At 64.9% G+C, this 25,791-nt stretch carries 22 protein-coding genes; 11 read left to right on the top strand and 11 right to left on the bottom strand.

The window, feature by feature from the left end:
* Positions 1-101: 101 nt before the first annotated feature.
* The gene (locus AC1RWL_RS11065) at positions 102-2,561 is read left to right on the top strand and encodes an ATP-dependent helicase (protein ID WP_493094750.1); all 2,460 of its coding nucleotides are present in this window, start codon (positions 102-104) and stop codon (positions 2,559-2,561) included.
* A gap of 33 nt (positions 2,562-2,594) precedes the next feature.
* On the opposite strand, the gene AC1RWL_RS11060 is transcribed toward AC1RWL_RS11065, so the two are convergent.
* The 5 genes from AC1RWL_RS11060 to AC1RWL_RS11040 form a co-directional block, all read right to left on the bottom strand.
* Entirely contained in the window at positions 2,595-4,271 is a 1,677-nt protein-coding gene (locus AC1RWL_RS11060) for a methyl-accepting chemotaxis protein (RefSeq protein WP_493094956.1), read from the bottom strand.
* Between the two features lie 245 nt (positions 4,272-4,516).
* Positions 4,517-5,725: a DUF2778 domain-containing protein gene (locus tag AC1RWL_RS11055; RefSeq protein WP_493094751.1), complete on the bottom strand. Its 1,209-nt coding sequence runs from the start codon at positions 5,723-5,725 to the stop codon at positions 4,517-4,519.
* Positions 5,726-5,978: 253 nt separating this feature from the next.
* The gene (locus AC1RWL_RS11050) at positions 5,979-7,397 is read right to left on the bottom strand and encodes an amidase (protein ID WP_493094752.1); all 1,419 of its coding nucleotides are present in this window, start codon (positions 7,395-7,397) and stop codon (positions 5,979-5,981) included.
* A gap of 64 nt (positions 7,398-7,461) precedes the next feature.
* Positions 7,462-7,953, bottom strand: coding sequence for an anthrone oxygenase family protein (locus AC1RWL_RS11045; protein WP_256117069.1), 492 nt, complete (start codon positions 7,951-7,953; stop codon positions 7,462-7,464).
* Between the two features lie 2 nt (positions 7,954-7,955).
* Positions 7,956-8,780, bottom strand: coding sequence for an NmrA family NAD(P)-binding protein (locus AC1RWL_RS11040; protein WP_493094753.1), 825 nt, complete (start codon positions 8,778-8,780; stop codon positions 7,956-7,958).
* Positions 8,781-8,874: 94 nt separating this feature from the next.
* On the opposite strand from AC1RWL_RS11040, the gene AC1RWL_RS11035 reads away from it, so the two are divergent.
* Positions 8,875-9,498 carry a TetR/AcrR family transcriptional regulator gene (locus AC1RWL_RS11035; RefSeq protein WP_493094754.1) on the top strand — a complete coding sequence of 208 codons (624 nt, stop codon included), beginning with the start codon at positions 8,875-8,877 and terminating at the stop codon, positions 9,496-9,498.
* A 4-nt stretch (positions 9,499-9,502) separates the two neighbouring features.
* On the opposite strand, the gene AC1RWL_RS11030 is transcribed toward AC1RWL_RS11035, so the two are convergent.
* The gene (locus AC1RWL_RS11030; RefSeq protein ID WP_493094755.1) at positions 9,503-10,600 is read right to left on the bottom strand and encodes a hypothetical protein; all 1,098 of its coding nucleotides are present in this window, start codon (positions 10,598-10,600) and stop codon (positions 9,503-9,505) included.
* Positions 10,601-10,787: 187 nt separating this feature from the next.
* Here AC1RWL_RS11030 and AC1RWL_RS11025 point away from each other — a divergent pair, with 187 nt between their 5' ends.
* A complete protein-coding gene (locus AC1RWL_RS11025) occupies positions 10,788-11,579 on the top strand; it encodes a DUF1194 domain-containing protein (protein ID WP_493094756.1) in 792 nt (263 codons plus the stop codon).
* A gap of 185 nt (positions 11,580-11,764) precedes the next feature.
* Positions 11,765-12,964, top strand: coding sequence for an aromatic ring-hydroxylating oxygenase subunit alpha (locus AC1RWL_RS11020; protein ID WP_493094757.1), 1,200 nt, complete (start codon positions 11,765-11,767; stop codon positions 12,962-12,964).
* Positions 12,965-13,055: 91 nt separating this feature from the next.
* On the opposite strand, the gene AC1RWL_RS11015 is transcribed toward AC1RWL_RS11020, so the two are convergent.
* Complete coding sequence (locus AC1RWL_RS11015; RefSeq protein WP_493094758.1) at positions 13,056-14,480, bottom strand: aminotransferase; 1,425 nt, start codon at positions 14,478-14,480, stop codon at positions 13,056-13,058.
* 236 nt (positions 14,481-14,716) lie between these two features.
* Between AC1RWL_RS11015 and AC1RWL_RS11010 the strand changes: the two genes are divergently transcribed.
* The 3 genes from AC1RWL_RS11010 to AC1RWL_RS11000 are packed head-to-tail and all read left to right on the top strand — an operon-like array spanning position 14,717 to position 17,575.
* Positions 14,717-15,634, top strand: a complete 918-nt coding sequence (locus tag AC1RWL_RS11010; protein ID WP_439616299.1) for an ABC transporter permease — start codon at positions 14,717-14,719, stop codon at positions 15,632-15,634.
* Positions 15,631-16,455, top strand: a complete 825-nt coding sequence (locus AC1RWL_RS11005) for an ABC transporter permease (protein ID WP_493094759.1) — start codon at positions 15,631-15,633, stop codon at positions 16,453-16,455. Before AC1RWL_RS11010 ends, AC1RWL_RS11005 begins: the two co-directional genes overlap by 4 nt.
* Before the next feature lie 25 nt (positions 16,456-16,480).
* A complete protein-coding gene (locus AC1RWL_RS11000) occupies positions 16,481-17,575 on the top strand; it encodes an ABC transporter ATP-binding protein (RefSeq protein WP_493094957.1) in 1,095 nt (364 codons plus the stop codon).
* Positions 17,576-17,738: 163 nt separating this feature from the next.
* On the opposite strand, the gene AC1RWL_RS10995 is transcribed toward AC1RWL_RS11000, so the two are convergent.
* From AC1RWL_RS10995 to AC1RWL_RS10985, 3 genes are read right to left on the bottom strand one after another with little or no spacing between them, the layout of a single operon-like run.
* Positions 17,739-18,821, bottom strand: a complete 1,083-nt coding sequence (locus AC1RWL_RS10995) for an extracellular solute-binding protein (protein ID WP_493094760.1) — start codon at positions 18,819-18,821, stop codon at positions 17,739-17,741.
* 29 nt (positions 18,822-18,850) lie between these two features.
* Complete coding sequence (locus AC1RWL_RS10990) at positions 18,851-19,516, bottom strand: TetR family transcriptional regulator C-terminal domain-containing protein (RefSeq protein ID WP_256117772.1); 666 nt, start codon at positions 19,514-19,516, stop codon at positions 18,851-18,853.
* 41 nt (positions 19,517-19,557) lie between these two features.
* On the bottom strand, positions 19,558-20,376 hold the full coding sequence (locus tag AC1RWL_RS10985) for a methyltransferase domain-containing protein (RefSeq protein ID WP_493094761.1): 819 nt from the start codon (positions 20,374-20,376) through the stop codon (positions 19,558-19,560).
* A gap of 163 nt (positions 20,377-20,539) precedes the next feature.
* On the opposite strand from AC1RWL_RS10985, the gene AC1RWL_RS10980 reads away from it, so the two are divergent.
* The 4 genes from AC1RWL_RS10980 to AC1RWL_RS10965 are packed head-to-tail and all read left to right on the top strand — an operon-like array spanning position 20,540 to position 25,190.
* Complete coding sequence (locus tag AC1RWL_RS10980) at positions 20,540-22,159, top strand: phytoene desaturase family protein (protein WP_493094762.1); 1,620 nt, start codon at positions 20,540-20,542, stop codon at positions 22,157-22,159.
* On the top strand, positions 22,146-23,702 hold the full coding sequence (locus AC1RWL_RS10975; protein WP_493094763.1) for a phytoene desaturase family protein: 1,557 nt from the start codon (positions 22,146-22,148) through the stop codon (positions 23,700-23,702). The genes AC1RWL_RS10980 and AC1RWL_RS10975 overlap by 14 nt, the downstream gene beginning before the upstream one ends.
* Positions 23,703-23,707: 5 nt before the next feature.
* Positions 23,708-24,931: an aminomethyl transferase family protein gene (locus tag AC1RWL_RS10970; protein ID WP_493094958.1), complete on the top strand. Its 1,224-nt coding sequence runs from the start codon at positions 23,708-23,710 to the stop codon at positions 24,929-24,931.
* Between the two features lies 1 nt (position 24,932).
* Positions 24,933-25,190, top strand: a complete 258-nt coding sequence (locus AC1RWL_RS10965) for a hypothetical protein (RefSeq protein WP_256117087.1) — start codon at positions 24,933-24,935, stop codon at positions 25,188-25,190.
* Here AC1RWL_RS10965 and AC1RWL_RS10960 read toward each other — a convergent pair.
* Entirely contained in the window at positions 25,160-25,786 is a 627-nt protein-coding gene (locus AC1RWL_RS10960; RefSeq protein ID WP_435267993.1) for a TetR family transcriptional regulator, read from the bottom strand. The two genes, AC1RWL_RS10965 and AC1RWL_RS10960, sit on opposite strands and share 31 nt — an antisense overlap.
* Between the last annotated feature and the right edge of the window lie 5 nt (positions 25,787-25,791).

The raw sequence follows: 25,791 nt of genomic DNA, 5'->3' as shown, positions 1-25,791 counted from the left end.
GGACGCGGCTTTCCACAATCTTCTGGCCAATGTTTTTCCCTGCGGAATAAAAGCAGAACGGAAAACTGGTCTTTCGAGACCGAATCACTACATTGAGCCGCATGATCAGCGGTTACGACGACATTCCCTTCTTCGACGAGGACCCGCAGCTTTCCGGAAAGCCCCCGGCGCCAAAGGAAAAGCCGGCGGGTGGTATCGCCGCGCGCGCCATGGCGGCCCGCGATGCCCACCGCACGCCGGACTACCTCTCCGGCCTCAACCCGGAGCAGCGCGAGGCGGTGGAAACGCTCGACGGCCCCCTGCTGGTGCTCGCGGGCGCCGGCACCGGCAAGACGCGCGTGCTGACCACCCGCATCGCCCATATCCTCGCGACCGGCCGCGCCTATCCAAGCCAGATGCTCGCCGTGACCTTCACCAACAAGGCCGCGCGCGAGATGAAGGAGCGCATCGGCCTCCTCGTCGGCGGCGCTGTCGAGGGCATGCCCTGGCTCGGCACCTTCCACTCGATCGGCGTGAAGCTGCTGCGCCGCCATGCCGAACTCGTCGGCCTGCGCTCGGATTTCTCGATCCTCGACACCGACGACGTCGTGCGGCTGATCAAGCAGATCATCCAGGCCGAGGGCATCGACGACAAACGCTGGCCGGCAAAGCAGTTCGCCGGCATGATCGACGGCTGGAAGAACAAGGGCCTCGACCCGGCGCAGATCCCGGAAGGCGACGCCCGCGCCTTCGCCAACGGCAAGGGCCGCGAACTCTACATCGCCTACCAGAACCGCCTGAAGACGCTGAACGCCTGCGATTTCGGCGACCTGCTGCTGCACCCGATCCGCCTGTTCCGCGCCAATCCGGATGTGCTGGCCGAATACCACCAGAAATTCCGCTATATCCTCGTCGACGAGTACCAGGACACCAACACCGCCCAGTACATGTGGCTGCGCCTGCTCGCCCAGCGCCCGAAGGGCACGCCGCAGAATGTCTGCTGCGTCGGCGACGACGACCAGTCGATCTACGGCTGGCGCGGTGCGGAGGTGGACAACATTCTCCGCTTCGAAAAAGATTTTCCCGGCGCCAAGGTCGTCAAACTGGAGCGCAACTACCGTTCGACCGCTCACATCCTCGGCGCTGCCGGCCACCTGATCGCGCACAACGAGGACCGGCTGGGCAAGACGCTCTTCACCGACCGCAAGGATCCCGACGACGACAAGGTCGTCGTGCATGCGGCCTGGGATTCGGAGGAAGAGGCGCGTGCCGTCGGCGAAGAGATCGAGCAGCTCCATCGCAAGCAGCACAAGCTCAACGACATGGCGATCCTGGTGCGCGCCTCCTTCCAGATGCGCGAGTTCGAAGACCGTTTCGTCACGCTCGGCATCAATTACCGCGTCATCGGCGGCCCGCGCTTCTACGAGCGGCTCGAAATCCGCGATGCCATGGCCTATTTCCGCCTGGTCAGCCAGCCGGCCGACGACCTCGCCTTCGAGCGCATCGTCAACACGCCGAAGCGCGGCCTCGGCGATACGACGATCCGCAACCTGCACGACTATGCGCGCGCCCGCGACATTCCCATGCTCGCCGCCGCATCCGACATCATCGAGACCGACGAGCTGAAGCCGAAGGCCCGCAAGGCGCTGTTCGACGTCGTCACGGATTTCCGCCGCTGGCAATCGCTTTTGGAAACCATGCCGCACACCGACCTTGCCGAGCAGATCCTCGACGAGAGCGGCTATACCGCCATGTGGCAGGCCGACAAGTCGGCGGAAGGCCCGGGGCGCCTCGACAACCTCAAGGAACTGATCCGCTCGATGGAGGCCTTCGAATCCATGCGCGGCTTCCTCGACCACGTCTCGCTGGTCATGGATGCCGAGCAGAACGCCGAGCTCGACGCCGTCTCCATCATGACGCTGCACTCGGCCAAAGGCCTCGAATTCGAGACCGTCTTCCTGCCCGGCTGGGAGGAAGGCCTCTTCCCGCACCAGCGCGCGCTCGACGAAGGCGGCCGCTCGGGGCTGGAGGAGGAACGCCGCCTCGCCTATGTCGGCATCACGCGGGCCAAGCGCCGCTGCCACATCTGGTTCGTCTCCAACCGCCGCATCCACGGCCTCTGGCAATCGACGCTGCCCTCCCGCTTCCTCGACGAACTGCCGGAAGCGCATGTGGAAGTGGCCGAGGTGGAGCAGTCCTATGGCGGTTACGGCCGCGGCGGCTACGGCCAGTCGCGCTTCGACAAGCAGGAGCCGTTCCAGAACGCCTATTCGACCCCCGGCTGGCGGCGCGCCCAGGCGAACCGCACGGAAGCCACGCGCGACAACTGGGGCTCACGCTCCGGCCACGCTGTCGAGCGCGTCGGTTATGGCGAGAGCGGCCCGCGCTCGCGCATGATCGAAGGAGAACTGGTGGCGAAATCGACCACGAGCGAGCCGTCGAAATTCTCCGTCGGCGACCGGGTCTTCCACCTGAAATTCGGCAACGGCAACGTGGCCGCGATCGAGGGCAACAAGCTGACGATCGATTTCGACCGCGCCGGACAGAAACGCGTGCTGGACGGTTTCGTCGAAAGGAAATGACGGGGCCATAAGAGCGGCCCCGCCTTGAATTGGTCAGGAGGCCTTGCGCACCGCGCCGAGCCGGGCCGCGCGCTCTTCCGGCGTCCAGATTTCGCTTCCGTCACGGCGAAGCGTGCGACGGTTGAGTTGGAACCGGTTGACAAGGTCGCTGAGCGTTATCGCACCGTCGGCCAGGGATTGGCTCGTCGAAGTCGTCCGCTCCACCATGGCGGCGTTTTCCTGCGTGATACGGTCGACATCGGAGACGGCCGCGCTGATCTCCTCGAGACCACTCGCCTGCTCGGCGGCAGAGGTCGCTATCGCGTCGACATTATGGTCGATCTCTTCGACGAAGTTTTCGATCTCGCGAAGGGCTCGGCCGGTCTCGCCGACGAGACGCACACCATCCTTAACTTCAGCGCTGGAATTGGTGATCAGCGTCTTGATCTCGCGGGCCGCCTTTGCGGAGCGCTGCGCCAGTTCGCGAACCTCCTGCGCAACGACCGCAAAGCCCCTGCCCGCTTCGCCCGCCCGCGCGGCCTCCACGCCGGCATTCAGCGCAAGCAGGTTGGTCTGGAATGCGATCTCGTCGATGACGCCGATGATCTGGCTGATCTCGCTTGAAGCGGCCTCGATGCGCTGCATGGCGCTCACGGTGTTGTTCACGACGTCGGCAGAGCTGTTTGCCGAGGCGCGGGCGTCCTGGACGAGCTTGCGCGTCTCCCGCGTCCGGTCGGTCGAAGAACGCACGGCGACGGTTGCCTGCGTCAGTGCGGCTGCGGTTTCTTCGAGTGCTACGGCCTGTTGGCGCGTGCGTTCCGAGAGATCCTCGGCCGCCTTGCGCATCTCCTGACCACTGCGGTTCTGGATATAGGTCTGGTCGAGCACCTGCGAGAGGGTTTCCTGGAAGGCGCCGATCGAATTGTTGAAATCCCGCCGCAGCGGCTCGAATTCGCGGATGAACTCGCGGTCGATCGTCATGCGGATGTTGCATTCGGCAAGGCGCCCGAGCCCCGCGCCGATCTCCTCGATCGCCCGCACGCGCTCCGTCACATCGGTGGCGAACTTCACCACCTTGAAGACCTTGCCATCGGCATCGAGGATCGGGTTGTAGGAGGCCTGGATATGGATACGGCTGCCACCCTTGGTCACGCGGGTGAACTGGTCGGACACGAAGTGCCCTTCGGCAAGGCGCGCCCAGAAATCCTTGTAGGCCGCACTCGCCACATAGTCCGGGGCGCAGAACAGGGAATGATGCCGGCCGACGATTTCCGAAAGCTGGTAGCCGAGGGTGGCGAGGAAATTCTCGTTGGCGCCGAGGATGTCGCCCTTCGGCGTGAATTCGATGATCGCCTGCGCCCGGCTCAGCGCCGCGAGCTTGCCCTCATCCTCCATCGCCTTTCGCTTCATGGCCGTGATGTCGGTCGCGAACTTCACCACCTTCACCGGCTTCTTGCCGCGGAAGACGGGATTGTACGAGGCCTCGATCCAGATCTCGCGGCCACCCTTGGCGATGCGCTTGTACTGGCGCCGGTCGAAGTGCCCCTCGGCAAGCCGCGCCCAGAAGGCCGCGTATTCTGCCGACGCGGCCTCCGCCGGATCGACGAACATGCGGTGGTGCTGGCCGACGACCTCCGAAAGCTCATAGCCGACGGCCTGCAAAAAATTCTCGTTGGCGTGCAAAATCCTGCCGGAGAGGTCGAATTCGATGATCGCCTGGGAGCGGTTCATCGCGGCAAGCACGGAGCGGGAATTCAATCCGAAATCGAAGGCAGTCACGTCTGGGTCCCCACGTAGATGTGGCTAAGGCAAACCAAGCCATCAAAAGAAGTTGGTTAAATTTGACCCGAAATTCTTAGCATTTGCTAAACCAAATGGTTATTGCTCACAACATTTGGAGAAAATCTCCGCGCCCGGCCGGAAAATGCAAAAAACCGGCACCAAGGGCGCCGGTTTCAGGGTTCACGCGAAAAATGTCAGGCGCCGGCCTTGCGGTAGAGCGCGGCAAGCTGGGTGCGCGACGACGGCAGTTCCGGCACCACGATCATCATGGTGATGTGCCCACGCTTGAAGGCGTTGAGGAACGGCTCGTAGTTCTGGAAGGCGACGCAGCCATGCGAGCCCTTCTGGTTGCGCAGAAGGTTGGTGTGCGTCAGGAGGCCCGTGCGGTTCTTCGGGTCGCGCCCGTCGATGGAGGTCATGCGGATCGCCTCGACGCCGTGGAAGCGCCGCTCGCGCATCTTCAGGCGGTAAATGCCGGCCGGCGTAGGCCCGTTCATCTTGACGTGCTCGTAGCGCGGATTGTCACGCATCTTGCCGATGCCTGAATGGGCGCGCAGTTTCGTGCCGTCGGGCATGTAGACCGTCGCGTTGGAGACGTCGTAGATCGCAACGCGCGTGCCTTTGCCGAGCCAACCCGTGCCATTGCTGCTGCCGCTGCCGCCCTTGAACAGGTTGCCGAACAGCGATCGGTCGGGCTTGGCGTAGGCGACCTCTTCCTTGTCCTTGTCCTTCGCCTTTTCGCGCTTGTTGCGCGCGACCGGCTTTTCTTCCTCCACCACCACCGGCTTTTCGATGACGACGGTCTCGAGCGCGGGCTTGGCTTCCGGCAGCGGGATCTGGCTGAGGAGGTTTTCCTCCTCCGTCTGCGGCTTCTGCATGACGAGGCCGAAGGGCTGGATGTCCTTGCGGGCGGAGGTATCCTCGACGAGCGCGGTCACCATGGCCGGCTGGCCGGTGATCGCCTTCTCCTGTTCGACGGAGCGCTCGGCGCGGGCATAGGCCGCCTCGATCAACGCCGCCTTCGCCTTTTCGCGCTTCACGGCGGAGGCGAGCTGGACCGAGATCTTGCGCTGGTGCGCGACCTGGATCGCCTCGGCGGTCAGCTGCTTCTGGCGAAGCTCGCTTTCCGAGGCCGGGGAGAGCCGCGAGAATTTCGCGATCTTCACCACCCGGTCGGCGGCTTTTTCCCTGGCGGGGGTCTTGGTATGGAGCGTGCCGGCGATGGCCTTCTTGCCGTCGGAAAGCGACGTTGCCGCCTCCTGCATGGCACCGAGCGTCGAGACGACCGCCCAGGCGGACCCGGCGATGACGCCGCAGGCAAGCAATGTGCTGAGAAGGATGCCCGCGGAACGGCCCCGACGGGATTTCGACGCGGAACGCGCGGAACTGTACACAGACGCCATGATACTCGTTACCCGATACTCGTTACTCGACGCGGCCGCGGAACAGACAGTCCGAGGGCCTTTACGCTGGCGGCAGGCATCGGGGCCACGCGCCCCGGACTTCTGCCGAACGAGCAAAGAATGACGAAATATGGTAAGCAATTCCTAAACGGCGCCTCGTGTTTTTGAAGGAATCCGCCGGGGTGTCCTCACCGCCCGGCAAGGCTGCCTGTCACGAGAATGCGGCGATGACGTGGCCTTGCGCCCCGCATCCCTAAAACTGGGGAGGCCGGGCGAGCCAGTCGGTGGCCTTTTCATAGGCCGCGGCGGCCGCCAGCACGTCACGATCGGCCCGCGCGCGGCCGATGATCTGGATGCCCGCGGGCAGCCCGTTCGCCCCGAAACCGGCCGGCATTGCGGCGACGGGAAGGCCGGCGAGCGTCGGCCCGATGACCACCTCCATCCATCGGTGATAGGTGTCCATCGCCCGCCCGTCGATCGCCTTCGGCCAATCGAGTTCGGCATCGAACGGGAAGACCTGGGCCGAGGGCAGGATGAGGAAATCATAGCGTTCGAAGAGGCCCTCGACGTAGCGATGCCAGTCGCTGCGGCCAAGCGACGCCGCATAGACCTCCGCCGCCGAAAGCGCGCGGCCGTTGTCGACCTCCCAGAGCATTTCCGGCTTCATGTTTGCGCGCCGCGCGGGATCGTCATAGTCGGCGGCCTGCCCGCCGGCGACGAGGAAGTGGCGCAGCGTGCGCCAGGTCTGCCACAGCCGCGGCATGTCGAAGCCCGGCGCGACCTCCTCCACCGTGCAGCCGAGCCGCCGGAAGACGTCGAGCGTCTCGCGGCAGAGCTCCAGCACGCCGGGCTCGAACGGCAGGTAGCCGCCGAAATCGCCGAGCCAGCCGATGCGGGCGCCGGAGAGATCGCGGCTCCCGTCCAGCGAGAGATCCTCGTCGACCAGCGACAGCGGATCGCGCGGATCATGCCCCGCCTGCGTTGCGAGAAGGGCCGCAACATCGGCGACGCTGCGCCCCATCGGGCCGTTGACGGCGAGCTGGCCGAGGAAAAGCTCGTTGCCGAGCGAGGGCACGCGGCCGAAGGACGGGCGGAAGCCGACGACATTGTTGAAACCCGCAGGATTGCGAAGCGACCCCATCATGTCGCTGCCATCGGCGACCGGCAGCAGCCGCGCCGCAAGCGCCGCCGCCGCACCGCCGGAAGAACCGCCGGCGCTCTTGCCCGTATCGTAGGGGTTCCGCGTGACGCCGAAGACCGGATTGTAGCTGTGCGAACCGAGGCCCATTTCCGGTGCATTGGTCTTGCCGATGACGATGGCGCCCGCCGCCCGGATGCGCTCGACATGGATGTCGTCATAGTCCGGCACGAAATCCGCATAGTTCGCGGAACCGAAGGAGCAGAGGATGCCCTTCGCCTCGGAAAGATCCTTCACCGCGAAGGGCAGACCGTGCAGCCAGCCGCGATAGTCGCCCGCCGCAAGCGCGCGATCGGCCTCGTCCGCCTCGGCCAGCAGGTCTTCCGCCGGCCGGAGGCTGACGATGGCGTTGATGCGCGGATTGATTGCCTCGATTCGGGCGAGGTAGGCCGCCATGACGCTTCGGCAGGTAAGCCTGCGCTCGGCGATGGCGGCGGAAAGGGCAAGGGCGGAAAGGTCGGTAATGTCCTGCAAGGTCGGCTCCGGCGGTCTCTGATGCAAGAGCTAGCAGGCCGAAGGGACGAGCGCCAGCCCGGCCTCAGCCGAGCGGCACCCCCTGGCGGAAGGCAAGCGCGAAAAGCCCGACGGCGGCAAGCGAGCCGAGCGTGCGCACATGGTTCCATGGCGTCCAGACATCGAGATAGCGCTGCCAGAGCGTCGCCTGTTCCGCGCTGCCGGCGGGGGCCGCGGCGAGCGCATCGTTGAGCGGCACGTTGAAGACCATCGTCACGCCAATGACCGCGACGAGGAAGACCAAGCCGCCGGCCACGGCCATGAGCCCGCCAGCCCCGCCCTGCAGGAAGCCGATGACGACGAGCGCCAGCGACAGAGCCGCGGCACCGAAGAAGGCAGTGGCAAACCATGGGTTCAGGATAACGACATTGATGGCGTTCATCGCCGCCGCCCCTTCCGCCGGCGTCAGGCGCGCGAAGGCGGCCATGATGCAGACGGAAAAGATGAAGAACAGGCCGGCATTGAGCGCTGCTGCAAGGATAGCGAAAAAGGTCAGGATGGGGAAAACGCTTGCCATGATCAGGTCCTCCAGAAACCGGTTGCGGCGACATCGCGGGCGAAATCTGTAAAATCGCGCGGCGGCCGGCCGAGCACCTGCTCGATATCGGCCCTCAGGGACTCGTTTCGCCCATCGAGCACCGAGCCGAACAGGTAGGTGACGAGCCAGATGACATCCTCCGGAATGCCGGCCTCGCGCAGGATGCCAGCATAGGTCTCGACGGTCACCGGCGTATAGGCGACCGCGCGCCCGCTCGCCGCGGAAAACTCCGCCAGCGCCTCGCGAAAGGTCATCAGCCGCGGGCCGGTCAGTTCGTAGGTCCTGCCCGCATGCCCCTCCTCCGTCAGTGCCGCCACTGCCACCTCGGCAATGTCGCGCGTATCGACGAAAGGCTCGCGGACCGTGCTGGAGGGCAGCACCAACTCGCCCGCCAGAATCTGTTCGGCAAACAGGCCCTCGCTGAAATTCTGGAAGAACCAGCTGCCGCGCAGCACGGTCCAGGGGATGCCCGCCTCCTTCATCGCCTCCTCGCTCGCCTCCGCCGCATCCTCGCCGCGGCCGGAAAGCAGCACGATGCGCTGGACGCCCGCCTCGGCGGCGAGGCGGGAAAGCCGGCGGATATCATCGTCCGAACCCGGCACCGCGAGGTCCGGCTGGTAGGCGATGTAGAGCGCATCCACATCCGCCAGCACCGCCGGCCAGCCGGACGCATCGCGCCAGTCGAACGGGATGTCCGCCGAGCGCGACCCAAGCCGGACCGTATATCCCTTTTCCCGCAATCTTTCGGCGATCGGCCGCCCCGTCTTGCCTTCACCGCCCAGAAGCAGAATGCGTTTGTTCGTCATGTCGAATCCTCCAAAATATGAGCATCACTCATGTTTGCAAAATGTGAGGAATCCTCGTATTTGTCAAGCGCGATTATGCGAGCCTTTGGAGCAGATGGTGGAAAGAGAGCTAAGCGAAACGCAGATGCGCCGCGCGCCGACCCAGAAACGCAGCCGCGAGCGGGTGGACGCCATCCTTGCAAACGCGACGGAAATGATTGCCGAAACGGGCAGCGATGCGCTGCGCATGAGCGAGCTCGCCCAGCGCACGGGCATCTCGATCGGCTCGCTCTACCAGTATTTTCCCGACAAGAGCGCCGTGGTGCATGCGCTCGCCGAACGCTGCAACGAGGATAGCCGCGCCTGCATCGCCGAAGGCCTCGCCGCCGTCGAAAGCATGGACGATCTCGGCACCGCCTTCGCCAGCCTGATCGATACCTACTATGCGATCTTCCTCGCCGAACCCGTCATCCGCGACATCTGGTCGGCGGTGCAGGCGGATGGCGCGCTGCGGGCCATGGAGGTCGAGGAAAGCCGGCGCAACGGCGCGCTGCTCGCCGCCCGGCTGACGGCGCTGCGGCCGAACGCCGATCCGCAAAAGATCGAGGCGACCGCCCTTCTCGTCATGCATCTCGGCGAGGCAACCATGCGCCTTGCCGTCTCGGTCGCGCGGGCGGAAGGCGACCGGCTGGTCGAGGTCTACAAGCGCATGGCGATCCGCGAGCTGACGGCGCTTTAAGCCATCACGCGCGTTTGCGGGCGCGGCGCTGTTCCAGCACGTCCGCCGCTTCCAGCAGCGTATCGAAGACGTAGGAGATCTTCTCGCCGCGCGTGTCGCCATACCAGATCTGCGGCACCATCACGCGGAAACGGGCCTCCAGCAGATCGGCGAGCGCCTCGGTGTCCCCCATCCATTCGAGCATGTCGGCATAGAGGTTCATCACGCTCGGCGCCGGGAAGCGGTCAAGCAGATCCTCGAACCCCTGCTTGACGAGGGCCGGATCGCAGAGCGTGTCGGCAAGCTCGTGATCGCCGACATCGGTGTTCGCCTGCTGGATCAGCGCATAGAAGCCGAGGCCGAAGCGCTCCCGCGTCAGCTCCACCGCCCGCCGGGCGAAATCTTCGAGATCCTGAGCGTCGCGGCCGAGCCAGCGCGGCATGATCATGCGGGCATGCGCGCGGCAGAGATCGACATTGTAACGGTCGAGAAGCCAGGCCCGCTCGAAGCGTGCCTTGAAGACGTCGAAACTGCCCTCGTTCGCCGCGCGGCGGTAATCGCTCATCCGCCAGCTGAAATTTTCCGGGTCCGGATGGCTGTCGAGCACGTCGTCCGCTTCCTTCAGCAACTCCTCGTAGCTTTTCCACTGCTCCGGCCGCACGAAGCGCCCATAGGCGGTGCCGCGCCGCGCGAAGGCCGTTACGCGCAGCGCATCGGCATAGGTGGCGGCGGAAAACGGCGACGGGCTGCGCTGGAAGAACGCCCGGAACGGCTTGAGCATCTCCTCATGCGCCGGCGCTTCCTCGTCCGGCAGTTCCAGGAAGGGCTCGAAGAACCAGTCCTTCACCAGGGAATAGTGCGGCCGGCCGCTCTCAGTGATCATGCCGCCGGCCCGCGCGGCCTCGAAGGCGCGCTGGTAGGCCTCGAAATCGCCGTTGCGCCAGGCGATCCGCATGGCGTCGCGCTGCGGAACGAGGGCCGGAATCTCGTCATAGAGGTCGACGAGGTAGAGATCGTAGTCGCGGACCAGCTGTTCCTGCGGCGAAAGCGGCTCCGCCGGCGCGCTCTCCGCCCGACCGAACATCCTGTTGCGAAGCGTGCTGAAAATATCCTTGAAGCCCATCTCGATCTGCTTTCTCTGCCCGAAGGCAAGTCCCGTTCCCGGCGTCCGAAAATCGCTGGAACAGCAATCTGACGGTCGCGGGCGGGCGGCTATTCGCCGGCATCACCGATTTTTGAACTGTGCCCGTCCTTTCCTTCCACGGTTCGTGATACATTTGCCGTCCGGGATATGCACATAGGTGATGGCCATGCTGACAACGCTTGCCTTGCTGATGAGCCTGACGGCCGGCGCCGAGATCGCCGCCACCTCCGACCAGGAGGTCGACGTGGAGCTGGTGCTCGCGGTCGACGTCTCCGGCTCGATGGACCTGGAGGAGGCGCAGGTGCAGCGCGCCGGCTATGTCGATGCACTCCGACACCCCGATTTCGTCAATGCCGTGCGTGACGGCCTGACCGGCCGCATCGCCATCAGCTATTTCGAATGGGCCGGCACGATCCGCGACAGTTCGCACCTGCCCTGGCAGATCATCTCCGGGCCGGAAGACGCCAAGGCCTTCGCCGCCCAGCTGGAGGCCCGCCCGATCGCCACACGCCGCGGCACGTCGATCTCCGGCGCCATCGTCTACGGCGCAAAACTCTTCGATGGCAACGGCTATTCCGGCATGCGCCGCGTCATCGACGTTTCCGGCGACGGCCCGAACAACTTTGGACCGCCCGTGACGCCGGCCCGCGATGCCGCGACAGCGCTCGGCATCATCATCAACGGCCTCGCCATCATGATCCGCCCCTCGGCCGCCTATGGCTCGCTCGACGACTATTATTCGAACTGCGTGATCGGCGGCCCCGGCGCTTTCGTCCTGCCGGTGCAGGAGCCGGAGGATTTCGCCATCGCCATCCGCCGCAAGCTGATCCTCGAAGTCAGCGGCGCCGAACCGCCCGCCCGCGTGATCCGCGCCGCCGGCGAAAGCGCAGATTGCATGATCGGCGAGAAGCTGAGGCCCAGCTACATGGAACGCTACTACCCGGAACTCGACCGGTAACGCGCGTCAAAACCTGCCGTTAAGCTGCGGCACCGACGCGGTTTTCGCCGAAAATCCGCCCCTCCCCGGCCGCGCCGCGACCGGGTTTTTGCCGATTCAAAACAATCACGTCTTCGCAAGCTATTCCTTTTGAACGGAAATTGTGTTTATATTGAATGAACGTTCAGCAAAATAAGGGGAGCGACATGAACGAGATGATCCGCGATATCAATGTTCCGAACGACTGGGACAGGAGCGGACTTCCGGGCTGGTGCTACCATAGCCCCGCCCTGCTGGAGCTCGAAAAGCAGCATGTCTTCCGCGAGCACTGGCAGATCGCCTGCCACGTCTCCGACATTCCAGAGCCCGGCAACTATCTCGCCATGGATGTCGTCGGCGAGCGCGCGCTTATCCTGCGCGGGCAGGACGGCACCGTGCGCGCCTTCCACAATATCTGCCGCCACCGTGGCTCGCGCCTCGTCGCCGACGAGACGGGCACTTGCCGCAACGCACTCGTCTGTCCCTTCCACGGCTGGGTCTACAATCTCGACGGCACCTTGCGCGGTGCCGCGCGCCCGCGCAGCTTTCCGCCGCTCGACAAGAACGAATTCGCGCTGAAATCGCTCGAATGCGAGATCTGGCAGGGTTTCGTCTTCATCCGCTTCGCGCCCGGCCCCCAGCCCTCCGTCGCCGAACTGATGAAGCCCTTCGAGGACGAACTTTCGCACTACCGTTCCGAGGAGATGGTGCCGACGGGTGGAATCTGGACGCAGGAGAGCCCGGTCAACTGGAAGTCCGTGCGCGACGTCGACAACGAAGGCTACCATGTCGCGATGGCGCATCCGGCCCTTCAGGATCTCTACGGCTCGACCTACTACGACGAACCCTTCGTCGACGGCCTCTGCCGGTCCTTCGCCACCTACAATCCTCATGCCGGCCGGCGCTGGAGCGTGCGCAACTACGTCAAGATCTCGCAGGACAACCCGCGGCTTCCCGAACGGCTGCGCAAGGCCTGGATCTATTTCGGCCTGTTCCCCAACTGCGTCATCGCGGTCACGCCGGAGACCATGCAGTTCTACCAGGAATTCCCCATCGGCGTCGGCAAGACGCTGCTGCGCGGCGGCATTTACCGCTACCGCGAGGAAGACCGCGCCCAGCGCCTCGCCCGCTACCTCGCCTATCGCATCGACCGCGACACGCAGTCCGAGGACGTGCAGCTCACCGTCTGGTCGAACGAGGCGATGACCTCCAACGCCTTCGCCGGCTTCTACCTCTCCGACCTCGAATATGGCGTGCGCACGCACCACGACCACATTCGCAAGGTGCTGCCGGTGGTCACGCTGAAGGAGGCGCCGGAGGAGAAGGTGATGGCGGAGGTCAATGCCGGCCTGGTCGAAAGCCGCTAAACCACCGACACAAAAAAGAGGCCCGCTTTCGCGGGCCTCAAACGTTTGGACCCGGGAATGTCGGTCCAAACAGGGTCTTGTGCGGAAGGGCTCAGCCCTTCCAAAGCCCTTCGCGGGTGAGGTCGTCCATGGTAAGCTCGATGCCGCGGCGCAGGATCGCCGCCATGTCGTCGATCTGCGCGGTGGAGATGGTGAGCGGCGGCGACATCACGCACATGCTGATGAGCGGGCGCACCAGGAGCCCGAGTTCCTGGCAATGCCGGTCAATGCGTTTTCCCACTTCGAGATCGAGCGTCAGCGGGTTGTTGCTGACCCGGTCGGCGACGCATTCGACGCAGGCCATCAGCCCGAGGCCGCGCACTTCGCCGACGAGCGGCAGGTCTTCCAGCGCCTTGAGGCTCGTCTGGAAATGGTCCGACACCGCGCGCGCGTGCTCCAGAAGGCCGCCTTCCAGAATGTCGAGGTTCTTCAGCGCCACGGCGCAGCCGACCGGATGGCTGGAATAGGTCAGCCCATGTGCGAACATCGCCTCGGAATGATTGGAGCGCCGCAGTTCCTCGAACAACCGGCCCGCAATCATCACGCCGCCGAGCGGGAAATAACCGGACGTGACGCCCTTGGCGAAGGTGATCATGTCCGGCTCGATATCGAAGACATCCTTCGACGCAAAGACATGGCCGAGGCGCCCGAAGGCCGTCACCACCTCGTCGGCGATGAAGAGGATGTCGTTGGCACGGCAAAGCGCATGCATGCGCTTGAGGTAGCCGGCGGGCGGCACGATGACGCCGCCGGAGGCCATGACGGGCTCGGCGATGAAGGCACCGATATTCTCGGCGCCTTTCTCCTCGATGACGCGGCGGAATTCTTCCACGAGGAAATCGCAGAAGGCCTCGACGCTCATGCCCTCCGGCCGGCGGAACGGGTCCGGGCAGGAAAGCTTGACGACGAGATCCGACGCACTGTCCATCCAGTCGTGGTCGCGCGGCCGGCCGTTGAGCGAGGCGGAAAGATAGGTCGAGCCGTGATAGCCGCCCTGACGCGAGACGATCAGCTTCTTCTCCGGCCGGCCCTTCACATTGTTGGCGAACTGCATGAAGCGCAGCGCCGTCTCGACCGCCGAGGAGCCCCCCGTCGTGTAGAAGACATGGTCGACGCCGTCAGGCGCATGCTCGGCAAGCCGCGCGGACAGCACGGCGGAGGGGGTGTTCGTCGTGTACCAGGGCGAATTGTAGGAAAGCTCCATGGCCTGCGACGCCATGACGTCGGCGAGTTCCTTGTTGCGATGCCCGGCATTGACGCACCACATGCCGGCAGGACCATCGATCAGTTTTCGGCCGCTGGCATCCGTCACATAGATGCCCTCGCCCGCTTCGATGCGCCCGCGCGCCTCGGCACCGATCGAGCCCGACACCGGCCAGGGCTGCACGAGATGGCGCTCGGCCAGCCGGGTGATCTCGTCACCGGCCGCCTCGTCGGCACGCAGGTCCTCGTTCGCCGTCTTCGGAATTGCCGCCATGTCCCGCTCCATCGATTATTTACCAGGAAGATTCTGAGCACAACAATATGAAAGATTTTGTATTTCCCAATCATATTGAATGTTCGTTCAATCAATATTGCAGAAGTGGGGCTTGATTTCAACGGGGATTCGGGCGCATGTTGTCATTAGGGAACACACAAAGCCTAAAAGGCGCACCACATGGGAACGGGAAGTCTCACGCTCTATGAATGTTGCCGCGACCGGAGCCCCGCCCCATGACGGCGGCGGCGTTCGACAGGATCGCTGACACGCCCTCCCCGGCGAAACGCCGGGCCTGGACACGCAGCGAAGAGGCCCGCGGCCTCGCCATGATCTCGCCGACCTTCCTCTATGCGCTGGCGCTGCTTTTTCTCCCGGTCCTCATCGTCATCGCCTACAGTTTCTGGACCCAGAACTATCTCGACATCGACCGCACCTTCACGCTGGAAAACTACCGCCAGGCGCTGACCGAACCGATCTACCGCGACCTTTTCATCCGCTCGCTGTGGATCTCGCTGACGGTGAGCGTGGTCACGGTCGTCTTCTCCTACCCGATCGCCTGGTTCATCTCCTTCCACGGCGGGGTGCACAAGAACCTCTGGCTCTTCCTCGTCACCGTGCCGTGCTGGACCAGCTACCTGCTGCGCGTCATGTCGTGGAAGGTCATCCTCGGTTATGGCGGCGTCATGAACACCGGCCTCATCTCGATGGGCCTCATCGACAAGCCGGTGACCTCGCTCCTCTACAACTCCAACGCCGTCGTCATCACGCTGGTGCACAGCTGGGCCGCCTTCGCCATCCTGCCGATCTACGTCTCGCTGCAGAAGATCGACCGCACCTATATCGAAGCGGCGCGCGACCTTGGCGACAGTCGGCTGCGCGCCTTCTTCCGCGTCACCCTGCCGCTGTCGCTGCCGGGCGTCGTCTCCGCCTTCCTCATCGTGATGATCCCGACCGTCGGCGACTACGTGACGCCGCGCCTCGTCGGCGGCAAGGACGGCGTGATGATCGCGACGGCCATCCAGGCGCAGTTCGGCAAGGGCGCGAACTGGCCGCTCGGCGCAGCCCTCTCCGTCACGACGATGATCCTCGTCTCGCTCGCCGCCGCCGCCGTCGTGCTCGCGCTGAAGTTTACCGTCAGGAGGATCAAATGAGCCTCCTCACGCAGCGCCTGCGCTTCATTCCGTGGCTGCCTGTCTATGTCGCGGTTTATTTCCTCTTCCTCTACCTGCCGATCCTGCTGCTGCCGGTCTTCTCCTTCAACAATGCGGCGACGACCACCTTCCCGCTCGCCGGCTTCACCACCAAGTGGTACGCCTCTCTCGCCGGCAATTCGGTGATGATGGAGGCGGCCTGGAACAGCCTGGTCGTCGGCATATCGGTCGCAGTGCTCTCCACCGTGCTCGGTATCTGCGCCGCCCGCGCCATCACGCGCTATCGCTTTCGCGGCCAGAGGACGGCGGCAGGCCTCATCATGGCGCCGCTCTTCCTGCCGGAGATCATCGTCGCGGTCTCGCTGCTGATGATCGTGCTGGCCATGGGTATCGAGCTCTCGCTCGTCACCGTCATCCTCGGCCAGACCGTGTTCTGCGTGCCCTATGCGATGTCCGTGCTCGTCTCCGGCTTCGAGGGCTTCGACCGCAGCCTGGAAGAAGCCTCCTACGACCTCGGCGAAACCGCGATCGGCACCTTCCGGCGCGTCACGCTGCCGGTCGTCGCGCCAGCCATCGTCTCCAGCCTGCTCGTCACCTTCACCATCTCGCTCGACGAGTTCATCCTCGCCTTCTTCCTGTCCGGCACCGCGCCGACGCTGCCCGTCTATATCTGGGGCCAGCTGCGCTTCGCCGCCAAGCTTCCCGGCGTGCTGGCGCTCGGCACGATCATGCTCGTCGCCTCGATCCTCATGCTGACCCTCGCCGAAATCCTGCGCCGCCGTGCCGAAAAACGCACGCAGCTGGCGCACGCATTGCCGTAGGAGCCCCCAAATGCCCGACCGTCCCATGATCGAAATCCAGAACGTGTCGAAGTTCTACGGCATCTACAAGGCGCTCGACGACGTCTCGCTGACCATCGGCGAAGGCGAGTTCTTCTCGCTGCTTGGCCCCTCCGGCTGCGGCAAGACCACGCTGCTGCGCTCCATCGCCGGCTTCGAGACGCCGACGGCCGGCGAGATCTTCATCGACGGCGCACCCTCGCTGGCGCTGCCGCCGAACAAGCGGCCGACCAACATGGTGTTCCAGAACTACGCCATCTTCCCCCATCTCGACGTCGCGGAAAACGTCGCCTACGGCCTGAAGCGGCTGAAACTCTCGCCGGAAGACGAGAAGAAACGCGTCGGCGACGCGCTCGATCAGGTGCGCTTGTCCAGCCTCGGAAAACGCAAGGCGCACGAGCTTTCCGGCGGCCAGCGCCAGCGCGTGGCACTCGCCCGCGCCCTCGTCATGCGCCCGAAGGTGCTGCTGCTCGACGAGCCGCTGTCGGCCCTCGACAAGAAGCTGCGCGAGGAAATGCAAGTCGAGCTGCGTACGCTGCAAAAGGCCGTCGGCATCACCTTCATCCTCGTCACGCACGACCAGTACGAGGCGCTGGCGCTCTCCGACCGCATCGCCGTGATGTTCGGCGGCCGCATCGCGCAGATCGCGACGCCGAAGGAAATCTACCAGCGCCCGCGCACGCGGAAAGTCGCCGACTTCCTCGGCGGCATGAATTTCCTGAAAGCGAAGGTGCTGGGCGAACAGGGCAACGCCGTCTCGGTCGACGCCGCCCGCTTCGGCGCTGTCAACCTCGACAAGCCGCACGGTTTTGCCGCCGAGAACGGCCACGTCACCGTCGGCATCCGCCCGGAACGCCTGCGTCTCTTGTGGGATAACGATCGCGCCCCGCACGAACTCGCCGGCCGCATCGAAAACCGCGCCTATTTCGGCGAGGTCACCCACCTGACGGTCGGCGTCGACGGGCTGGAACAGCCGCTCTCCATGGTCGAGACCAACGATCACGGCGCAGACGACCTGCCGATCGGCGCAGAAATCCGCCTCGCCTACGATCCGGATGCCTTCGTGCTGCTGGCGGAGGATCCGCCGGTCGCGCGGGTGTAAAAAAGCCCCTCATCCCGCTGCCGCGACCTTCTCCCCGCAAGCGGGGCGAAGGGACACGCCGCACTGTTTTCCGTCGATCTTTGGCAGAACATTGCCCCAACGTCCTTCTCCCCGTTTACGGGGAGAAGGTGGCCGGCAGGCCGGATGAGGGGCAGCCTTCCCCTCAATACCCCGATTTGATCTTCTCGAACTCTGCGATCATCTTCTGTCGCAGTTCCGTCGGGATCGGCGCCTGGAAGAGCGTGTTGGCGACGAAGGAATCGACATCGGCATAGCCCTTGTCGGCAAGGATCTTCGGGTCGACGGCGGCCATGCCCTTGGCGTTGGAATGGCCATAACCCCAGCTTTCCACCATATAGGCGGCAACGGCCGGATCGGTGACGGCGTTCAGGTAGTCATAGGCGAGATCGACGCTGCCTTCGCCGCCCTTCAGCCGCGAATAGCCGCAGACCCAGGTGGAAAGCCCCTCCGTCGTATCCTTCTTGATCACCACCGGCTGGCCCTCGGCCTGCAGCGTCGTCGCCGTCTCGTTCCACGCCCAGGCGAGATCGACCTCGCCGCTGGCCATCGCCTGGCTGAGGTCCGTGTTGTCCGTCCAGTAGAGCCGCACGTTCTGGTGCACCGCGCGCAGGAAGGCCGACGCCTCCTGGAATTGCGCATCCGTCATCGCCGTCAGGTCCTTGAGGCCGATGGCGAGGCCCGCCAGCGCGTAGGCGTCATCGACATTGTCGCCGATCGACACGCGATCCTTGAACTTCGGATCGGCAAAGGCCTTCAACGAGGCGACTTCTTCCGGCTTCACCGTATCGGTGCGATAGGTCAGCACCGTGTTGCCCCATTCGAAGGGGATGAACCAGGCCGTGCCGTCTTCGGCCGTCATCAGGTTCTTCATCGACTTGAAGGCCGGCAGCATGTCGTTCCAGGCCGTGAGCTTGGCGGTGTCGAGCGGCTCCAGCAGCCCGGCCTCGCGCCATTTGACAATGCTCTGCGCGCAAGGATGCGCGATATCGGCCTTGAAGCCGGAGCGCAGCTTCTGGAAGGCTTCCTCCTCATCGCCAAAGAACGAGAAATCCGGCGAGCCGCCGTGTTTTTCGGTGTAGGCGGGGTGGAAGGCGGGGTCCTCGTAGCCGGACCAGTCGAAGACGGTGAGCGTATCGGCGGCGAAGGCGGGAAGCGCGGTTGTGAGGGCGAGGAGAGCGGCCAATGCCGCCGTTGTGGTGCGCCTGGCCGTGTTAGCAGTCTTCATGCCGTACTCCTTCCCCGTTTTCGGGTTCCCTATTGTGGTTGTGGTCCTTGGATCGTGAGATGTTTCGGGAAGGCGATCGCGACGAAGGCGATCGCCGCCTCCAGCGCCTTCTCCCGCGTCGTGCCGTCGCCCATCATCAGGCGCAGCCACAGGCCTTCCAGCATGGCGCAGAGCGACAGCGCCATCGGCTCCGGCTCGTAGGCATAGCCGCCCTCGGCCTTCAGCTCGGTGCAGAGCGAGATCACGGTTTCCTGGTATTTGACGTCGCGCGCGCCGCAGAGCGCCTGGTAGGTCGGCCGCGACTTCGCCTCGCCCCAAAAGGCGCACCAGGCGGCCAGCTTGCGCTTGGTGCAGATCTTGCGGTCGAAATCCGCGTGAACGATGGCCCACAGGCGGCTGGCGACGCTTGGACCGGCCTTTTCCAGCGCGGCATTCCAATGGTCGCCATACTCTTCCGACATATATTGCAGCGTCGCGATGAGCAGGTTTTCCTTGCTCTCGAAATGGAAGTTGACGATGCCGCGGGAAAGGCCGGCGCCGTCAGCCACGTCGGCGAGCGTGGTATCGGAATATCCGCGCTTGGCGAGCGAATCGATCGTCGCCTCGATGAGCTGCTGCCGCCTCGTTTCCTTGGAGGCCTTGCGGCCCCGCTTCTCGCCGTCGCCCGAGCCCTGTTCAGCCCCGCCTGCCCGCATCTTCACCGTCACCTTGCCCTTGGGATTTCTGAGCAGCACGGTCACGGGCTCACTCCCGCGGCCGGCTTGCTGCCGCGCAGATGAGTGGGACAATGCTCCCCGCTGTCAAGAACCTTCTGCATGGCCGTCCAGGTGCGGATATTCTTCTCGACATGGGCCTCGCCCACGGCCGCCACCGCGGCGGCGTAGAGCGGTCCCTTCAGCCGCGCGAGCTCGTCGCGCGCCACGTCGCGATACCAGGCATTGCGGCTTTCCACCGCGCCGTCCACGAACCCCGCCGCCGCCATCGCGCGCAAGTAGCGGCGCGACGAGGCCATGCCGAAGCTCAGGCCCTCGGCGGCGATATAATCCTTCATCTCTGGGCTCGGCTCGCCGTCATGCGCGATCAGCCAGTCGGATGCGGCAAAGACCCCGCCGGGCTTCAGCACACGAAAAAGCTCGGAAAACAGCGCCTCCTTGTCCGGCACATGGATCATCGCATCCTTGGAGAAGATGACGTCGAATTGCCCGTCATCGAACGGCAGGCGCCCCGGCGGGCTGGAAACGAAGCGCGCGACGGATGAAAGCCCCGCCGCTGTCGCGGCCGTCCGCGCCCGGTCGATCACCGGCTGCTCCACGTCGTAGCCGACGATTTCGGCCGGCGCATAGGTCCTGGCGATATGCAGCGTGATGCCACCCGCACCACAGCCGAAATCGAGAACATGCCGGCCCTTGAGCGCAACGCCCGAAAGCACGCGGTCGACCTCTGCCGGCCCGCCGGGCGAAAGATAGCCCTCGCCCCACAGCACGCCGAGAAAGCGGATCGCCGCCTCGTCATATTCGGGCTCCAGGGCCGCACCGTCCTCAACCGTCGCCGTCATGGCCTCCGTCACCCTAGCGGCCGCGTGGCCGTGCGCTTGTCCATGGGTCGAAATTCTAGCGCATAATCAGGAGATTGCAAGATACTTGCTGAATGATCATTCAGAATCTCTGGACAACATTTTGCTTTTGATGCAGCTTTTAGAAACAAGGGAGACATCGAAAATGCAAAAGTACGACGCCCTGATCGTCGGCGGCGGCCATAATGGGCTGGTCACGGCGTGTTATCTCCAGCGCTCCGGCCTCAAGGTCGCGGTGCTGGAAAAGAATGGGTGGGTCGGCGGTGCCGCGACCAGCCGCGAGCTCACGCCCGGCTTCCTCTATTCCAACTGTTCCTACGTCTGCTCGCTGTTCCGGCCCGAGATCATGCGCGATCTCGAACTGCCGAAACACGGCCTCCAGGTCATCGCCTACGAGGGCGGCGCGGTCTTCACCCGCGATGGCGACTACCTCGCCTCCTACCGCGACCACGACAGCCATCGCCGCGAATTCGCGCGCTACTCGAAGCGAGACGCCGAGGCCTACGAGCGCTACGCCCGCGACGTCACCCGCCAGTGCCGCTTCATCCAGCCCTTGCTGATGCGCACCGCGCCCGACCCGTTCAGCTTCCGCCCGCGCGACATTTCCGAATTGCTCTATCTCGCCAAGAAATTCGGCGAATTCAGCCCGCACGAAATGGCCGAGACGCTGCGCTTCTGGACCATGTCGATCTCCGACTATCTCGACGAATATTTCGAGACGGACGTCATCAAGGCCTATCTGGCGCTTTCCGGCATCATCGGCACCGCGCTCGGCCCCATGTCGCCCGGCACGGCCTATGTCCTCCTCCACCACTATATGGGCGAAGTGGACGGCTCCGTCGGCGCCTGGGGTTATGCCCGCGGCGGCATGGGCGCCGTTACGCAGGCGCTCGCCCGCTCCTTCGAGGCCGCGGGCGGCACCATCCGCACCGATGCCGAAGTCTCGAAGATCCTCGCCCGCGGCGGCCGCACGACGGGCGTCGTGCTCGCCAATGGCGATGAGGTGCGCGCCGATCTCGTCGTCTCGAACGCCGATGTGAAGCGCACCTTCCTGAAGCTCGTGGACGAGGACGCGCTGCCGGGCGACTTCGTCCACCGCGTCAAGCACTTCAAGATGCGCGGCTCCTCCGGCAAGGTGAACATCGCGCTCGACAGCCTGCCGGAATTTCCCGCACTGCCCGAGGGCTCCTCCTGCATGCGCGGCGACATGCATTTCACCGATTCGATCGAGCGCATGGAGCGCGCCTATGACGACTGGAAGGATGGGCGCTGGTCGGCCGATCCCTTCCTCGACATGGTCATCCCCACGACGCTCGACCCGACCATGGCCTCGCCCGGCAAACATTTCATGAGCTGCTTCGTGCAATATTGCCCGCCGAAGGTGGAGGGCCGCGACTGGACGGATGCCGACCGCGACGCCTTCGCCGAAACCGTCATCAGCCAGATCGCCAGCTATTCGCCCGGTTTCCGCGAGCGCATCGTGCATATGGAAGTGCGCACGCCGCGCGAAATCGAGAACGAGGTGGGCCTCACGGAAGGCAACATCTTCCAGGGCGAACTCACCTTCGACCAGCTTCTCTTCAACCGCCCGGTGCCGGGTTACGCCCAGTACCGCAGCCCCATCCACGGGCTCTACATGTGCGGCTCGTCCACCCATCCGGGCGGCGGCGTCATGGGCGCGCCCGGCCGCAACGCCGCCGCCGAAATCCTGCGCGACCTGAAGCGTAATCCCGAACAGATGAGCAAAGCCCATGACGTCATTTGATGCGATCGTTATCGGCGCCGGCCACAACGGGCTCGCCGCCGCCACCCGCCTCGCCAAGGGCGGCCGCAAGGTGCTGGTGCTGGAAGCAGCGAACGAACCGGGCGGCGCGACCCGGGGCCGCGAATTCGCCCCCGGCTTCCGCTCCGCCGGCCTCGCCCATCTCGTCAACCGGCTGGATGCCGAAGTCGCCCGCGACCTCGGCCTCGATCTTGCAGGCGGCGAGACGCTGCTGCCAACGACCGTGCTCGACGGCTCCGGCAAGGCCGTCGTGCTCAAGGGTGCCTATGGCGAGAGCATCGACGGCGTCTCCGCCGAAGAGGCCGCCGCGTTCGCCGCCATGCGCACGAAGCTCGCCTTCCAGGCCGGCGTGCTGAAGCGCTTCCTGCGCCGCCCGCCGCCGCAGATCGGCGCCATCGCGCTCGGCGATTTCGCGACCTTTGCCGCCGCCGGCCTCGGGCTGATCCGCAAAGGCCGCAGCGAAGGCCGCGATTTCCTGCGCATGCTGCTGATGAACGTCGCCGACGTGGCGGACGAATATCTGACCGACGACCGCCTGAAGGGCCTCGTCGCCTTCGATGCCACGCTCGGCGTGCATCTCGGCCCCCGCTCCCCCACCTCGCTGCTCGGCCTCTACTACCGCTTGACCGGCGACGTTGCCGGCAAGACGGGCGGCCAATATGTCCCCGCCGGCGGCATGGCGAGCGTCGCCCCCGCCTTCGTGCGCGCGGCGGAAAAGGCCGGCGTGACCATCCGCTGTGGCACGCCCGTCGGCCGAATCCTCGCCGACCGCGGCCGCACGAGCGGCGTCGTCACAAGCGACGGCACGGAGATCACCGCCCCCATCGTCGTCTCGGCGATCCATCCGCAGACCACCTTCCTCAACCTCGTCGACCCCGCCGAAAGCGGCACCGGCTTCGTGCGCTCGGTGAAGAATGTGCGCAGCTACGGCAACGTCGCCAAGCTCGATCTTGCGCTCGACAGTGTCCCGGATTTCCAAGGCCTTCCGGCCGCGGACCGCAACGGACGCATCGTGCTGGTACGCTCGATGCAGCAGGTGGAAAGCGCCTTCAACCCGGCGAAATATGGCGAGTTCTCCAGCGATCCGGTGATGGAGATAACGTTGCCAAGCCTTGCCGATCCCTCGCTGGCGCCCGCCGGCGGCTGCACGCTCTCCGCGCTCGTGCAATACGCACCCTATCGCCTTAAGGCAGGCTGGGAGGCTGGCAAGCCGGCTTTCCTGAAGATCGTGCTGGAGACGCTGGAGCGTCACGCGCCGGGCATCGGAAAATCCGTCGTTGCCGCCAGCCTGATGACGCCGGTCGATATCGAGGCGGAGTACAATCTGCCTGGCGGCCACTGGCATCACGGCGAATTGCAGGCCGACCAGCTGCTGATCAACCGGCCGACCAGTGCTGCCTCCGGCTACAGGACGCCGATCGAGGGGCTGTTTCTCGCCAGCGCCGGTGCGCATCCGGGCGGCGGCATTTCCGGCCTGCCGGGCTGGAACGCCGCGCGCCACATCCTTTCGGGAGCGAAAGCATGAACGCCATGACGAAATCCGCCGCCGAACTGCGCCGCACCGCGCGCGACCACATCCGCCTGCCCCGCCTGGAAACACCGTTCCACGACCGGCTGATGGCGCTGAGCGAGGTGAACGACTGGTACAACTGGGCGGGCTACAAGGCGCCGCATTCGCTGTTCGACAGCGAACTCGAATATTTCGCCATACGCTCCACCGCCGCGCTCTTCGACATCTCGCCGATGGTGAAATACCGCATCACCGGCGCGGATGCCGAACGCTACCTGAACCGCCTGACGCTGCGCGACGTCCGGAAACTCGGCGTCAACCGCGTGCACTACACCGCCTGGTGCGACGACCACGGCCATGTGCTGGACGACGGCACGCTCTTCCGCCTCGGCGAGCAGGAATTCCGCCTCTGCTGCCAGGAACGCCACCTGCCCTGGCTGCTCGACAGCGCCTTCGGCTTTTCCGTCGATATCCGCGAGGAGACGGAGGAAATCGCCGGCCTCGCCCTGCAAGGACCGACCAGCCACGCGGTGCTGCGCGATGCCGGCTTCATCGGCACGGAAAAACTGAAACCCTTCGACATCGCCACATTCCCGCATGAGGACGGCACGGTGACGATCTCGCGCACCGGCTTTACCGGCGACCTCGGCTACGAACTCTTCGTGCCGCGCGCAAAGGCGCTCTCCCTGTGGGACCGCCTGTGGAACGCCGGGCAGGAACACGCCATCCGCGCGATCGGCTTCGGCGCGCTCGACCAGGCGCGCATCGAGACGGGCTTCATCGTCGCCAATGCGGATTTTGTCACCGCCGAAGGCGCGTTGCGCGCCGACCGGGTGCGCATGCCCGATGAAATCGGCCTGGAATGGCTGGTCGATCCGGACAAGCCGAACTTCAACGGGCGGCGCGCGATCCTCGATGCGCGGCGGAATCAAACTCTGAAGCACATCCTCGTCGGCCTTGAAATCGAAGGGAATATTCCCGCCGAGCATGCCCTCGTCTATCATCGCCAGAAACACGAGGCCGGTCTCGTCACCGCCGCGATCTGGTCGCCGACGGCCAAGCGCAACATAGCGATCGCCAGCCTCGAACGCCCCTACGGCTCGAAGTTCACGGACGACCTCTGGGTGGAGATCTATGCAATGCGCGAGCTGAAATACCAGAAGATGATGAAGCGCGCGAAGATCGTGCCGCGGCCCTTCGTCAAGCTCGCCCGCCGCACGGCCACACCGCCCGGCCTCAAGTAAAATGGACGAGGAAACCCGCTGCAACTGGCAGATCATCGCAACACCGCCGGGCGCCGAATGGTCCGGGCGGGCGCGCTATGCGGCGGCGATGTATTTCTGCCAGCGCGGCGAGATGACGCCGGAGGTGCTGGAAATCTACCGCATCTGTTCGCGGCTCGATGCGGAGGATCCCGTTTCGGTGCTCAGGCGCTGGAAGATCGGCGCCGACTGGATCGCGCGGCTGGAGGCCTATCGCGCCGATGGCGCGTGCGAGGCATAGGTCGCAAACAGCCGGTGCAGCGCGTCCTTGCCTTCGCTGGCAATGTCGAACCGGCGGCCGAACAGCAGCCATTCCGAGCATAGCCCCTTGATGACCCAGCGCAGCATGGACGCCGCGGAGCGTGGCGTCCATGCGCCGCCGAGCTTGCCCTGGCCCTCCGCCTTGGCAAAGGCTGCTTCCAGCGCTTGCATATGCTCGTCGTCCAGATCGTTCTGGCGTTCGGAAATGGCGGCGAATTCGCCGCTGGTATCGCATCGCAGCAGGATCGAGAGGATGCGCTGGCGGTGTTCGTCGGTGGCGAGAAGTTCAAGCCATTCCCGGCCCACCCGCTCCAGAACGCCGAAGACATCGGCGTTCTCCGCCTCCAGCTCGCGGGCAATGAGATCTTCCTGCGGCATGGGCAGCGAGTTGTAGAGTTCCAGCACGAGATCCGCCCGATTGGCGAAGTGCCAGTAGATGGCGCCGCGGGTGACCCCCGCGGCGCGCGCCACATCCTCCATGGAGGCGTGTGCGACACCCTTTTCGTAAAAGACCTTTTCGGCCGCCAGCAGGATCTGCTGGCGGGTTTCCTTGGCCTCTGCCTTGGTCCGGCGCATGGCGG

This window comes from Shinella sp. GW821-FHT10F02 (assembly GCF_058809275.1).
Note: the sequence above shows the minus strand (reverse complement) of the source record. Positions and strands in the feature narration are given on the sequence as shown.